Here is a 12711-nt window from a genome sequence, read left to right on the forward strand (position 1 = left end):
TCCTGTGGCGACGCCATCGTCGTCTTGCAATTACGCATCCACGCGCTGCCTGTACATGGAATGTCAGGGGGAGGGCAGGCGATACGGATGTAGTTTGGGATCGCTAGACAGCACACGAAGAAGGGGCCGTGCCTCGCACGGCAAATCTGCATGGGGTCCTTGTGGCCGCATCGGGTCCGATTGTCCCTAAAATTTTGTCTAGGAGTTTGTAAATGCCCAATCATTACCGTCTGAAATTGCTGGTCGCCGCGATCGGCATGGCCACCGCCTCGGTCGCCACTGCCGCCACCACCAAGACCCTGCATGCACAGAACCTCGGTGCGGTGCCGGCGAGCTCGCTGGCCGCGCAGCTCAACCTTGGTCAGGACATGTCGCTGGCACCGCGCAGCGCCGTCAGCATCGCCAATGGTCACAAGGTCGTGCGCCAGCAGCAGATGTATCGCGGCGTGCCGGTCTACGGCCGCAGCATCGCCGTGGTTCAGGACGCCCAGGGCAATGCCCTGCGCGCCTCGGGTGAACTGATGCAGGACGCCCAGCTCGGCCTGAGTTCGGTGGCCCCGAAGTTGAATGCCGCCCGTGCGATCTCCGCACTCCGGGCGCATGCGCACACCACCCTGGTCGGTGGCACCACCATCAGCAACCAGAAGACCGACCTGTTCGTGTATCCGCAGGACAATGGCACTGCACGCCTGGTCTACCGCGTGTCGTACTTCGTCAACGGCGCGAATCCGTCGCGTCCGACCGCGATCATCGACGCCAACACCGGTGAAGTGGTCAAGAGCTGGAACGGCCTGACCGATGCCTCGGCGACCGGCCCCGGCGGCAACCAGAAGACCGGCAAGTACATCTACGGCACCGACTACGCCGCGCTCGACGTGACCCAGTCCGGCAGCACCTGCACGTTGCAGAACACCAACGTGAAGACCTACAACCTCAACCACGGCACCAGCGGTGGTTCGGTGGTCAGCTTCACCTGCTCCAACAGCGACACCGACGCCATCAACGGCGCCTATTCGCCGGTCAACGACGCCCATCATTTCGGTGGCGTGGTGCATGACATGTACACGGCCTACACCGGCGCACCGCCGCTGAACATGCAGCTGCGCATGAACGTGCATTACAAGAGCAACTACGAGAACGCGTTCTGGGACGGCTCGGCGATGAACTTCGGCGACGGCGCCAGCACGTTCTATCCGCTGGTGTCGCTGGACGTGACCAGCCACGAAATCAGCCACGGTTACACCGAGCAGAATTCGAACCTGGAATACGACGGCCAGTCCGGCGGCATGAACGAGGCGTACTCGGACATCGCCGGCGAAGCGGCCGAGTTCTACGACCGTGGCGCGGCCGACTTCCTGGTCGGCGCGGACATCGTCAAGACCAGCGCCGGCATCGGCGACGCGCTGCGCTACATGTGCAACCCGCCGCAGGATGGCGGCTCGATCGACAACGCGGCCGATTACACCTCCAGCCTCGACGTGCATTACTCCAGCGGCGTGTACAACAAGGCGTTCTGCCTGCTGGCCAAGACCTCGGGCTGGGACGTGAAGAAGGCGTTCCAGGCCTTCGCGCTGGCCAACAAGTCGTACTGGACGGCCACCTCCACCTTCAACTCCGGCGCCTGCGGCGTGGAGTCGGCGGCGACCGACCTGGGCTACAACGCGAATGACGTGATCACCGCATTCAACGGCGTGGGCGTGGCCTGCCCGGGCACCGGTGGCGGCGGTGGCGGCGGCGGTGGCACGACCACCGAGTTGCAGAACAACGTCGCGGTGACCGGCGTGTCGGCCTCGACGGGTGCCGACAACGACTACTTCATCACGGTGCCGGCAGGTGCCACCAACCTGGTGATGTCGATCTCCGGTGGCAGCGGCGACGCTGACCTGTACACCAAGGCCGGCAGCGCGCCGACCACCAGCAGCTACGACTGCCGTCCGTACAAGACGGGCAACTCGGAAAGCTGCACCGTGGCGTCGCCCGTCGCTGGCAAGTACTACGTCAAGGTGCACGCCTACGCGTCCTACTCCGGCGTCACGGTGAAGGCGTCGTACAGCACCGGCAGCGGTGGCGGCGGTGGCGGCAGCAGCAGCTCGGTCAACTTGCCGACCGTGAACACCGGCAACTTCTCCACGACCTACACCCAGGCGGTCACCGCGGGTCATACGGCGACCATCTCGATCGCCGGTGGTACCGGGGACGCGGATCTGTACGTGAAGGCCGGCAGTGCACCGACCACCAGCAGCTACAACTGCCGTCCGTACAAGACCGGCAACAACGAGACCTGCACGTTCACCCCGACCAGCAACACCACCTATTACATCAAGGTGCGTGCGTACCAGAAGTTCTCGGGTGTCACCCTGACCACCAGCAGCAACTGATCCTCACGCTCATCGCGTGACGGTGCAAACGGGAACCCCGGCTTCGGCCGGGGTTCTTCATTTGGGGAGCACGGCTGGATTTGTGGGCGTGGCTGGCGAAAGCGCCGGACTTCAGCCCACCGGCTCGAAGCGGTTGGCGTCGCGGTTCTTGCGCACGCTGGCCGGGTCCCACACGCGACCGTTCATGGCGATATAGACGCCGTCGGGCAGGGTCTGCACCGCGGCCACCGCGCAGCCGATGTTGAACACCGCGTCCGAGCCCTGGAAGCGGGCGGGATTCAGTGCGCCGGTCAGCACGATCACCTTGCCCTTGATATTCGCCAGTTCGCGCGCGGTTTCGACCATGGTGTCGGTGCCGTGGGTGACCAGCACGTGGCGATGCGGCTGCGCCTCGATCGTCGAACGCACCAGCGCGCGATCCTCGGCGCCCATGTGCAGGCTGTCCTTGCGCAGGATCGGGATCACGTCGAACTGGAACGCCACCCCGAGCTGGCCGAGTATTTCGCCGATCTGCGGTGCGCCGATCTTGTAGTCCGACTTGTCGTCGAAATAGATCTTGTCGATCGTGCCGCCGGTGGTGACGATGGTCAGATGCTGCATGTTGGTGGGCCGTGGAAGGGAATCCCGGCATTTTACCCGTGCCGACTCCTCCGTGCCGCAGGACGCGGTCGCCCAAGGCGGACATTGCCCGCCTGCGGTGCGCGCTAGCCCAGCAACAACGCGGTATTGTCCCCGTCCGGCGCCACCAGCCGGTCCAGGCCGAGGCGGACGAAACGGCGCAGCGCCGCCGCCGGCCGCGGGTCGGCATGAGCGCTCGACCAGCTCGCCTGTCTCGCCAGCAGGGCCGCCGCCGCGCAACGCGCCAACGTGAACGCGAGGCCGCGGGCGCCCGATTCCAGGGTTTCGCGTGCGGCCGCATGCTGGTCGAGCCAGCGCGCGGCCGCGTCCAGCGTCTGCCGGATCGCGCTGGCCGCGTGCATGTCGTCGTTGCCGTCCAGCCAGTGGGTGCTGGCCGTGCGCAGTGCACCGAGGCTGTCGCCGGCCAGCGCGCGCAGGCTGTCCAGCGACAACACATTCGTGGTGCCTTCCCAGATCGCGTACACCTGCGCGTCGCGCAGCAACTGCGGCAGGCCGGTGTCCTCGATGTAGCCGGCGCCGCCGAAGCATTCGATCGCCTCGGAACAGACCTGCACGGCCAGCTTGCCGGTCCACAGCTTGGCCAGCGGCGTCAGCAGGCGCAGCAGCGCGGCCTCGTGCGGAGCGGCCGTGCCGCGTTCGACGCGGCCGAGCAGATGGGCCACCTCGAATGCCAGCGCAAACGCGCCCTCGAACTCCGCCTGCATGTCGGCCAGTGTCTGCGCGTGCAGCGGTTGCTCGATCAATGGCCGTCCAAACGCCTGCCGCCGCGTGGCGAAGTCGCGCGCCAGGCTGATCGCGCGTGCCATGCTGGCCACGGCGCAGATCCCGTTCCAGGTGCGGGTCACGTTGAGCATCGGTGCCACCTGGCGCACGCCGTGGGCCAGTTCCCCCAGCGGCCACGCGGGCAGTCCGTCCAGATGGATCTCCGCGGTGGGCAGTTCCTGCGTGCCCAGCTTGTCCTTCAGCCGGTCGATAACCAGTTCGGGTTTGCGCCGATCATCGTCCATCGTCTCGACGTAGAACAGCGCCAGCGCCGCCGTGCCGCTGCCCGCGCCTTCCGGCCGCGCCAGCGCCAGCGCGGCCTCGCCGACCACCGCCGAGCTGAACCACTTGCGCCCGTACAGCCGCCACTGGCCGCCGGCATCCTGTCGCGCGACGGTTTCGGTGTTGCCCACGTCGGAGCCGCCGGCGTTCTCGGTCATCCACTGGCCGCTGAGCCAGAACGTCGATGCATCGCGGCTGAGGAAACGCGGCAACACGCGCTCGATCAGCTCGCGGTTGCCCGACGCCCTGATCGCGGTGGCGGCGCCGTCGGTCATCGCCAGCGGGCAGGTGTAGAACTCGCTGGCGAGGTGATACAGGTAAACCCGGGCGAACTCCTCCAGTCGCGCATGCTCGCTGTCCGCATGGCCGGCGGCGAGCACTGCATGGCGCGTGGTGATGCCGGGACCTTCCTGCCAGGCCGTGGTCAGCTCGATGCGATCGACCCGCCGGCCCCACGCATCCCACTGCGTCAGCACCGGCTTGCGCCGCGTCGTGTTGCACGCGCGACGCCACGCCATCTGCGCGTAATCGCCCAGCGCATCCAGGTGGGCATCCAGCGCCGCGCGCCGCCCGGCCGGCAGCGCGCGATCGAGCAGGGCCAGCAGCGAACGGTCGCTGCGATAGGGATGGGGAAGTTGCGGAGGTTCCTGCAGGAAGGCCATGGCGCGCTCCGTCCAGAGTCGAGGTGTCGAGTATAGGCACGCGGGCATTCGGCGCGTGGCACTGGCATCATCGAAAGCCCTTCCCCGGCGCGGGCGCCACCCATGCGATTTTCCGAAGCGATGCAGACCGTCACCCGCCACGGCGACGGCTGGCAGGCCACGGTAAGCGAAGACTGGCTGCAGGGTCGCAGCGCCTTCGGCGGCCTGCAGGCGGCGCTGGCCCTGCGCGCCATGCGCGAACTGGTGCCCGTCGACATGCCGCTGCGCACCTTGCAGGTGACCTTCATCGCGCCGGTGCCGGCCGGCACGGTGAGCATCCGCGCACAACGCCTGCGCGCAGGCCGCAGCGCGATCCAGGTCGAGGCCAGCCTGCATGACGGCGAACAGATCCTGTGCCGCCTGCTCGGCGTGTTCGGCAACGCGCGGCCGTCGGTACTGGATGTCCAGCCCGTGCAATCGCCCGTGGAGAACGCCGCAGCACCGGAGCTGCGCTACGCCGAAGGCCGCATGCCGGCCTTCACCCAGCACTTCCGCGCCCGCTGGTTGCGCGGCGACCTGCCATTCAGCGGCGGCCACCAGCGCGAAAACGTGCTGCAGCTTTCACTGCGCGACGAAGGCCCCGTCGACGAAACCCACATCCTCGCCTTCGCCGACTTCATCCCGCCAATCGCCTTGTCGATGTTCGCCGCCCCCACTCCCGGCAGCTCGCTTACCTGGATGCTCGAACTGCTGCGTGACCGCTACGACGACCTCGGCATGGACGACTGGCGCGTGGACGCCGAACTCATCGCTGCACGGGATGGGTATACCAATCAGAGCGTGATGCTGTGGGGACCGGGTGGCGAACCGGTGGCCTTGAGTCGGCAGAGCATGGTGGTGTTTGCCTGAGCGCCCGGAATACTTCGTGTGTTGGGAGCTTCGACCAGCCTCCCCGCGGCGTCATTCCCGCGAAAGCGGGAATCCATGTTGCCGTTGCACAAGATCAGGATGGATTCCCGCTTTCGCGGGAATGACGGCGGGAAAGCGGGGTGCGGGACTGGACTGAATCAAGGGGTGCGGCCAGTCAAACCTCGTCCTTCATGCTGACAATGAGGCATCTTCCAGGCGTCAACCGACATCCCCGCCACGCGGCTTGCGCTTCGCCCCAGCCCCCAGCGCTCCGATCAGCAACAGCGTCAGCACGACCTCCGCCACCGCCAGCCAGCGCTCCGTACCCGCTGCGCTCCACGCCTCCGACACGCCGTGGCAGAAGTAGAACAGGCTGAGGATGCCGACCCAGAGCAGGGCGCGGCGGACGTCGCGGAGAGCGAACAGGGGCAGCAGCAGGGGGACGACGGTGATCGCCAGCAGCAGGGTGATCGGCATGCTTTGCGGCGGGAACAGCCAGGCGTGCCAGACGAGTTGCAGCACGACGAGCAGGGCCCAGGCGATCAGGCCGAGGCGGTAGACGGGCAGGATCGGGGCGCGCGGCGTCGTGCTCATGGATTGGTCGCCAGTCGACGGGCCACGTCGGCGAGGCGGCGGCCCAGCGCGCGGGCCAGTTCGCGTTCGTGGTCGCTGATCGGGTTGTCGCCCTTGGCGCCGGCCACGTGGCTGAGGCCGTACGGTGTGCCGCCGCTCTGCGTGCTGGTGAGTGCCGGTTCGGTGTAGGGCAGGCCGATGATCAGCATGCCGTGATGGAGCAGCGGCAAGGCCATCGTCAGCAAGGTGGTTTCCTGGCCGCCGTGCATGGTGCTGGTGGAGGTGAACAGCGCGGCCGGCTTGCCGACCAGGGCGCCGCTGGCCCACTCGGCGCCGGTGGTGTCGAGGAAATGTTTCAGCGGTGCGGCCATGTTGCCGAAGCGGGTGGGGCTGCCCATCGCCAGGCCCTCGCAGTCGAGCAGGTCCTGCTTCGTCACGTAGGGTGCGCCGTCTTCGGGTTCGGGCGGCTGGGCGACTTCGGTCACCGGCGCCACCGGCGGTACCTGGCGCAGGCGCGCGCGCATGCCGGGCACTTCCTCGATGCCCCGCGCGATCAGCCGCGCGAGCTGCGCGGTGTGGCCGCTGCGGCTGTAGTACAGGACCAGGATTTCATGATTCATGCAGCGTCGACTCGCGCGTTTGAGGCTTTCACGGCCAATACGCTAGTGTACCGGCCGATACCCACCATGTTGGTGGTCATCGTCGGCGCCCGTATGGGCTCAGCGACGAGAGGACCGTGATGATCCGGCGTTTCAATCGCGACCGCACCAGGACGTTCAGCCGCTTCATCTGGCAGCGCTTCATCGACGACAAGTGCTTCGAGACGGCCGGTGCGCTTTCGTACACCACCCTGGTGTCGCTGGTGCCGCTGACGGTGGCGGTGCTGGCGATGTTCTCGGCGTTCCCGGTGTTCCAGCCGGCGCGCGACACGCTGATCAACTTCGTGTTCAACAATTTCGTGCCGTCCACCGGCGAGGCGGTGCAGGCGACCATGCTGGGGTTTGCCGCGAACGCCAGCAAGCTCACCGGCATCAGCATCCTGGTGATGCTGTTCAGTGCGCTGTCGATGATGATCAGCATCGAGGATCGGCTGAACCGGATCTGGCGGGTGCACCAGGCGCGCAGCTGGGGTTCGCGCCTGCTGCTGTACTGGGCGGCGCTGACGCTGGGGCCGATCCTGGTGGTCGGCGGCATCGCGGCGACGTCCTACGTGACGGCCGCGCCGCTGCTGCACAACGCGGTGGACCAGTTCGGCGCGCTGACCCAGGGCCTGCTCAGCGTGCTGCCGTTCCTGGTGACGTTCTTCACCCTGTGGCTGATGTATGCGGTGATCCCCAACTGCAAGGTGTCGCGCCGCGACGCGGCGATCGGCGCGCTGCTGGGCGCGGTGCTGTTCGAGATCGCGCGCTGGGGCTTCGGCCAGTTCGTGCAGCACGCGCAGACCTACCAGCAGATCTACGGCGTGCTGGCGGCGATCCCGATCTTCCTGCTGTGGATCTACCTGTCGTGGGTGATCGTGATTCTGGCCGCGTCGATCGCCGCGTCCGCTTCGGCGTTCGAGTATCACGCGCCCAAGGAAACCCTGCCCGAGGGCGCGGAGTTCCTCGGCCTGCTGGTGGTGCTGCGGCATTTCGTGGAGGCGCAGCGGCGCGGCGATTGCGTGGACCCGGCCGACCTGCGGATACGCGAGCCGTATTTGCGCAGCGCGCTGATCTCGGCCTATTTCGACGACCTCGACCAGGCCGAACTGATCCAGCGTGGCGAGGCCGGCGGCTGGCTGCTGTGCCGCAGCCTGGACAGCACCGACCTGTTGCGCGTCTATCGCCACACCGACTACCGCCTGCCGCTGCAGCCGGTGGAAGAGGCGGCTACGCTGGGCATCGAACTGCCACCCGAACTGCTCGCCATGCTGGCCGACCTGGCGGCCGAGCTGAAGACGAAACTGGGCGCCCGGCTCGACGAAATCTATCCCCCGGTCGCCACGGTGGCGACCGACACCGAGGAACTCCCCGCATGACCCTGCTGCATTCCACGTCGTTCCGCTCCGTCGTGTTCGGCCTGGCGCTCGCCTTCGGCCTCGCCGCGCAGGCGGCCATGCCGGAGCGCCCCTCGCTGCACGTCACCACGCTGGACGGCAAGACCTTCGACCTGTCCGCGCAGCGCGGCAAGTGGGTGATCGTGAATTACTGGGCGACCTGGTGCGTGCCGTGCATCAAGGAGATGCCGGACATCTCGCGATTCGTGGCCAGCCACAAGAACGTCGCCGCGATCGGCCTGGCCTACGACGACAGCGAGCCGGCGGACATCAAGGCCTTCATCGCCAAGCATCCCGTGGTGTACCCGATCGCCCAGGTCACGCTGGACAAACCGCTGAAGGACTTCGACGAACCGCGCGGCTTGCCGACGACGTACCTGATCAGTCCGGACGGCAAGGTGGCCAAACACATCGTGGGGCCGGTGACCGAAGCGTCGCTGGCCGCGCTGATCGGCCAGCCGTGATGGATGCATCGTGATGCCGACGGCGCGCTTCATCGTCAGCGGACGGGTACAGGGCGTGTTCTTCCGCGCCAGCACCCGCGAGCAGGCGGTGGCGCTCGGCGTCGCCGGCCATGCAACGAATCGCGGCGATGGCCGCGTCGAGGTGCTCGCCAGCGGCCCGGCCGATGCGCTGGACGCGCTGGAGCGCTGGCTGTGGCAGGGGCCGCCGGCGGCGCGGGTCGATGCGGTCGTCCGCGAGGAGCTGCCGGAGCAGGAGTTGCAAGGCTTTCGCACGGGCGGGTGAATCGGCCACACACCGTGGCAACTCCGTTCGTCCCGAGCGCAGCGCAGTGAAGTCGAAGGACCCTGCGCGATCGTGTTCGGGGCAGCTCTAGTCCGCCGATTCCTGGAACGTGTCAGGCACCCACAGCGCCATGTCGGTGACATGTTCGCCTCGCGGCTTGCCCTTCAGCTTGGGCAACTTCACCTTGGGCACCGCTTCCTCATGCAGCGGCACCTGCTGCAGCAGGTGGCGGATCAGGTTGATGCGGCCGCGTTTCTGGTTGTTGAAATCGACCACGAACCACGGTGCGTGGTCGGCGTGCGTGCGTTCGATCATCACGTCGCGCAGCTTGCCCATCTCGGCGTATTTCTGGCGTGCGGCCAGATCCACCGGCGACAGCTTCCAGCGCTTCAGCGGATCGTCGGCGCGTTCGGCGAAACGCTGCTCCTGTTCGGCCTGGTCCACCGCCAGCCAGTATTTGACGAGGATGATGCCGTCGTCGGCGAGCAGCCTCTCGAAGGCCGGCACGGCATCGAGGAAGGCCTCGTACTGGGCGACCGTGCAGAAACCCATCGCCGGTTCCACCACGGCGCGGTTGTACCAGCTGCGATCGAACAGCACGAATTCGCCGGCGCTCGGCAGGTGGGCGACGTAGCGCTGGAAATACCACTGGGTAGCTTCTTCCTCGCTGGGTTTGCCGAGTGCGGCGATGCGATAGCCGCGGGTGTCCAGGCTTTCGGTGATCGCCTTGATGGTGCCGCCCTTGCCGGCCGCATCGCGGCCTTCGAAGATCACCAGCAGGCGCTTGCCGCTGCTGCGCAGCCCATGCTGCAACCGCACCAGTTCGAGCTGCAGTTCCCCGATCGCCTTGCGGTAGCGCTTGCCCATGATCGCCTCGCCGGATGCCATGTCGCGTGCAGGGTAACCCGCCGCGGCGTGAGGGTGAGGTTCAGGAGCGACCCCACCCCGACCCTCCCCTGCAAGCAGGGGAGGGAGCAGGGCGACTTTCGTTGCCCACTGGTTCGCAGATGGCTTCTGCTCCTCCCCCTGCCAGCAGGGGGAGGTTGGGAGGGGGTGAGCTTTTGACCTTGGCTCGGCGAAGAGCGACCCCACCCCAACCCTCCCCTGCAAGTAGGGGAGGGGGCGAGTGTTGTGCCACGGGAAGTGCGGCTTTCAGCTGCCGCCAAGCGCCTGCAGCTGGTCGGCCTGGTGTTCGCGGGTCAGCGTGTCGATCAGTTCGGCCAGGTCGCCCTGCATGATCTCGGCGAGGCTGTACAGGTTCAGGCCGATGCGGTGGTCGGTGACCAGGTTGTCCTTGTAGCGGTAGGTGCGGATGCGCTGGCTGCGGTCGCCGGTGCCGACTTGCAGGCGGCGCGACTCGGCCTGTTCGGCGGTCTGCTTGCTGCGTTCGGCGTCGAGCAGGCGCGCCTTCAGCAGGCTCATCGCGCGGGCGCGGTTCTTGTGCTGGCTGCGCTCTTCCTGGCATTCGACCACGGTGCCGGTGGGCAGGTGGGTGATGCGGATCGCCGAGTCGGTCTTGTTGACGTGCTGGCCGCCGGCGCCGGAGGCCCGGAAGGTGTCGGTCTTGAGGTCGGCGGGGTTGATCGTGATGTCGTCGATCTCGTCCAGTTCGGGCAGCACGGCCACGGTGGCGGTCGAGGTGTGCACGCGGCCCTGCGATTCGGTGACCGGCACGCGCTTGACGCAGTGGGTGCCGGATTCGAACTTCAGCCGAGAATACGCGCCGCTGCCTTCGACGCGGGCCACGACTTCGCGGTAGCCGCCGTGTTCGCCGGCGTGCTCGCTGAGGATCTCGACGTGCCAGCGACGGCTTTCGGCGTAGCGCAGGTACATGCGCAACAGGTCGCCGGCGAAGATCGCCGCCTCGTCGCCGCCGCTGCCGGCGCGTATCTCCAGGTAGAGGTTCGCTTGGTCGCGCGGGTCCTTCGGCAACAGCAGCAACTGCAGTTCACCGTCCAGATCCTGCAGCCGCTGTTCCAGCCGCCGCACGTCGTCGACGGCCATCTCGCGCAGTTCGGGGTCGTCCAGCATGGCGCGCGTTTCGGCCAGTTCGCGCTCGGTCTGGCCGTGTTCGCGCAGCGACGCGGCGACCGGTTCGAGCTGGGCGTATTCCTGGGAAAGTTCGCGGAAACGGCTGTTGTCGGCGTGGACGTCCGGCTGCGACAGCAGCAGGCCGACTTCATGATGACGCTCGGACAGCGCCTCGAGCTTGCGGCGGATCGATGGGGTCATGGCAGGCCGGGAACGAGTGGTGCGGGTGAGGGCGAGGCCGCTGTACGGCAAGGAACTTCCGGTGCGCGGCAGCCAGCCGCCCTAGCTATTCGCCCCGGGTGGCGCGCCCGTCATCGTCTTCGTCCAGGCCGTACAGCCGCCCCGCCGCGTGCAGCAGGTCGAGGTCGCCGTTCAGCGCGGCCTCGCGCAGGCGGGCGCTGGGGTGGTGCAGCAATTTGTTGGTCAGCGTGTTGGCGAGGAAGGCCAGCGCCTCGTCCGGCGACTTGCCGTGGGCCAGCATGCCGCGGGCCTTCAGCAGCACTTCGTCGCGATAAACCTCGGCGTGCTGGCGCATGTCCAGCGCGGGGTTGCGCACGGTGAGCGCGCGGCGCCAGGCCATGTAGCGGTCGACCTGCAGGTCGATGATCGCTTCGGCGTCGTGGGCGGCGGCGGCGCGCGAGCGGATGTTTTCGTCGATCACCTGGCGCAGGTCGTCGATGCCGTAAAGGTAGACGTCGGGCAGTTCGCCCACGTCGGCCTCGATGTCGCGCGGCACCGCGATGTCGACCATGAACATCGGCCGGCGTTTGCGCGCGAGCATGGCCTGCTCGACCATCGCGCGGGTCACGATCGGCTGCCGCGCGGCGGTGGAGGAAATCACGATGTCGGCTTCGGCCAGGTGCTGCGGCAGGTCGGCCAGGGCGATCGCGTAGCCGCCGTAACGGCCGGCCAGCTCTTGAGCGGTTTCCGGCGTGCGGTTGGCCACGATGATCCGGCGTGCCTGCTTTTCGGCCAGGTGCCGCGCGGCCAGCTCGATGGTGTCGCCGGCGCCGATCAGCAGCACGCAGGCCTGCTTCAGGTCGGTGAAGACCTGCTCGGCCAGGCGCACCGCGGTGAACGCCACCGATACCGTGTGCGCGCCGATGCGGGTGTCGGTGCGCACGCGCTTGGCCACGGCGAAGGTGTGCTGCAGCAGCCGGTCCATCGGCGCCTTCAGCGATTGCGCGCCGCGCGCCAGCTGGTAGGCGTCCTTTACCTGGCCCAGGATCTGCGGTTCGCCCAGCACCATCGAGTCCAGCCCGGTGGCGACGCGGAACATGTGCCGCACGGCGTCGTCCTCGTCGTGCCGGTACAGGAACTCATCGAGCTTGCCGGGGGTCAGATGATGATGACGATTGAGCCATGCCCGCGGGATGTCCTCGGCGCCGGCGGCGGTGCCGACGTACAGCTCGGTGCGGTTGCAGGTGGACAGGATCATCGCCTCTTCCACGCCCGGCTCGCTGACCAGCGCGCGCAGGGCGTCACCGGCGGCGTCCGCGTCGAACGCCACCTGCTCGCGCAGGCTGACCGGCGCGGTGAGGTGATTGAGCCCGAGGGCGATCAGCGGCATGGTGGTCGGAACATCTCGGCGGCGGCGATCCGGCGGCGTAGGCTAAGCTTGGCGCAACGCCGCAAAGTGGTGACCGGCACGGTCAAGGCAGGCATGTGGATGGAGAGTAGTGTGCGGAGCGGGCCCGGCAAGTTCAAGCAAGTG

12 protein-coding genes are annotated in these 12711 nt (G+C 67.5%); 5 read left to right on the top strand and 7 right to left on the bottom strand.

What is annotated here, in order from left to right:
* Positions 1-212: 212 nt before the first annotated feature.
* On the top strand, positions 213-2378 hold the full coding sequence (locus I6J77_RS04665) for a M4 family metallopeptidase (protein ID WP_204110759.1): 2166 nt from the start codon (positions 213-215) through the stop codon (positions 2376-2378).
* Between the two features lie 111 nt (positions 2379-2489).
* Here the strand turns inward: I6J77_RS04665 and I6J77_RS04670 are convergent, their stop codons facing one another.
* Both I6J77_RS04670 and I6J77_RS04675 read right to left on the bottom strand, forming a co-directional pair.
* Positions 2490-2978 carry an asparaginase domain-containing protein gene (locus I6J77_RS04670; RefSeq protein WP_007806907.1) on the bottom strand — a complete coding sequence of 163 codons (489 nt, stop codon included), beginning with the start codon at positions 2976-2978 and terminating at the stop codon, positions 2490-2492.
* Between the two features lie 104 nt (positions 2979-3082).
* Complete coding sequence (locus tag I6J77_RS04675) at positions 3083-4723, bottom strand: acyl-CoA dehydrogenase family protein (protein ID WP_204110760.1); 1641 nt, start codon at positions 4721-4723, stop codon at positions 3083-3085.
* 102 nt (positions 4724-4825) lie between these two features.
* Here I6J77_RS04675 and I6J77_RS04680 point away from each other — a divergent pair, with 102 nt between their 5' ends.
* Positions 4826-5611, top strand: coding sequence for an acyl-CoA thioesterase II (locus I6J77_RS04680; protein ID WP_204110761.1), 786 nt, complete (start codon positions 4826-4828; stop codon positions 5609-5611).
* Between the two features lie 219 nt (positions 5612-5830).
* On the opposite strand, the gene I6J77_RS04685 is transcribed toward I6J77_RS04680, so the two are convergent.
* Both I6J77_RS04685 and wrbA read right to left on the bottom strand, forming a co-directional pair.
* The gene (locus I6J77_RS04685) at positions 5831-6205 is read right to left on the bottom strand and encodes a DUF2069 domain-containing protein (protein WP_204110762.1); all 375 of its coding nucleotides are present in this window, start codon (positions 6203-6205) and stop codon (positions 5831-5833) included.
* A complete protein-coding gene (gene wrbA / locus I6J77_RS04690) occupies positions 6202-6804 on the bottom strand; it encodes an NAD(P)H:quinone oxidoreductase (protein WP_204110763.1) in 603 nt (200 codons plus the stop codon). The genes I6J77_RS04685 and wrbA overlap by 4 nt, the downstream gene beginning before the upstream one ends.
* 119 nt (positions 6805-6923) lie before the next feature.
* Here wrbA and I6J77_RS04695 point away from each other — a divergent pair, with 119 nt between their 5' ends.
* The 3 genes from I6J77_RS04695 to I6J77_RS04705 are packed head-to-tail and all read left to right on the top strand — an operon-like array spanning position 6924 to position 8966.
* Positions 6924-8201 carry a YihY family inner membrane protein gene (locus tag I6J77_RS04695; RefSeq protein ID WP_204111401.1) on the top strand — a complete coding sequence of 426 codons (1278 nt, stop codon included), beginning with the start codon at positions 6924-6926 and terminating at the stop codon, positions 8199-8201.
* Entirely contained in the window at positions 8198-8683 is a 486-nt protein-coding gene (locus tag I6J77_RS04700) for a TlpA disulfide reductase family protein (protein WP_204110764.1), read from the top strand. The genes I6J77_RS04695 and I6J77_RS04700 overlap by 4 nt, the downstream gene beginning before the upstream one ends.
* Before the next feature lie 13 nt (positions 8684-8696).
* Positions 8697-8966, top strand: a complete 270-nt coding sequence (locus I6J77_RS04705; RefSeq protein WP_204110765.1) for an acylphosphatase — start codon at positions 8697-8699, stop codon at positions 8964-8966.
* A gap of 87 nt (positions 8967-9053) precedes the next feature.
* Here the strand turns inward: I6J77_RS04705 and ppk2 are convergent, their stop codons facing one another.
* From ppk2 to hemA, 3 genes are all read right to left on the bottom strand, one after another.
* Positions 9054-9833, bottom strand: a complete 780-nt coding sequence (gene ppk2 / locus I6J77_RS04710) for a polyphosphate kinase 2 (RefSeq protein ID WP_204110766.1) — start codon at positions 9831-9833, stop codon at positions 9054-9056.
* A gap of 285 nt (positions 9834-10118) precedes the next feature.
* The gene (prfA, locus tag I6J77_RS04715) at positions 10119-11198 is read right to left on the bottom strand and encodes a peptide chain release factor 1 (RefSeq protein WP_204110767.1); all 1080 of its coding nucleotides are present in this window, start codon (positions 11196-11198) and stop codon (positions 10119-10121) included.
* A gap of 85 nt (positions 11199-11283) precedes the next feature.
* On the bottom strand, positions 11284-12567 hold the full coding sequence (hemA, locus tag I6J77_RS04720) for a glutamyl-tRNA reductase (protein ID WP_204110768.1): 1284 nt from the start codon (positions 12565-12567) through the stop codon (positions 11284-11286).
* Positions 12568-12711 lie beyond the last annotated feature (144 nt).

This window comes from Rhodanobacter sp. FDAARGOS 1247 (assembly GCF_016889805.1).
GTDB lineage: Bacteria > Pseudomonadota > Gammaproteobacteria > Xanthomonadales > Rhodanobacteraceae > Rhodanobacter.

Bases quoted from the DNA above. Each gene is read 5' to 3' on its own strand.
- wrbA (WP_204110763.1), bottom strand. From the start codon at position 6,804: ATGAATCATGAAATCCTGGTCCTGTACTACAGCCGCAGCGGCCACACC.
- I6J77_RS04695 (WP_204111401.1), top strand. From the start codon at position 6,924: ATGATCCGGCGTTTCAATCGCGACCGCACCAGGACGTTCAGCCGCTTC.
- I6J77_RS04700 (WP_204110764.1), top strand. From the start codon at position 8,198: ATGACCCTGCTGCATTCCACGTCGTTCCGCTCCGTCGTGTTCGGCCTG.
- I6J77_RS04665 (WP_204110759.1), top strand. From the start codon at position 213: ATGCCCAATCATTACCGTCTGAAATTGCTGGTCGCCGCGATCGGCATG.
- I6J77_RS04685 (WP_204110762.1), bottom strand. From the start codon at position 6,205: ATGAGCACGACGCCGCGCGCCCCGATCCTGCCCGTCTACCGCCTCGGC.
- ppk2 (WP_204110766.1), bottom strand. From the start codon at position 9,833: ATGGGCAAGCGCTACCGCAAGGCGATCGGGGAACTGCAGCTCGAACTG.
- prfA (WP_204110767.1), bottom strand. From the start codon at position 11,198: ATGACCCCATCGATCCGCCGCAAGCTCGAGGCGCTGTCCGAGCGTCAT.
- I6J77_RS04675 (WP_204110760.1), bottom strand. From the start codon at position 4,723: ATGGCCTTCCTGCAGGAACCTCCGCAACTTCCCCATCCCTATCGCAGC.
- I6J77_RS04670 (WP_007806907.1), bottom strand. From the start codon at position 2,978: ATGCAGCATCTGACCATCGTCACCACCGGCGGCACGATCGACAAGATC.
- I6J77_RS04680 (WP_204110761.1), top strand. From the start codon at position 4,826: ATGCGATTTTCCGAAGCGATGCAGACCGTCACCCGCCACGGCGACGGC.
- hemA (WP_204110768.1), bottom strand. From the start codon at position 12,567: ATGCCGCTGATCGCCCTCGGGCTCAATCACCTCACCGCGCCGGTCAGC.
- I6J77_RS04705 (WP_204110765.1), top strand. From the start codon at position 8,697: ATGCCGACGGCGCGCTTCATCGTCAGCGGACGGGTACAGGGCGTGTTC.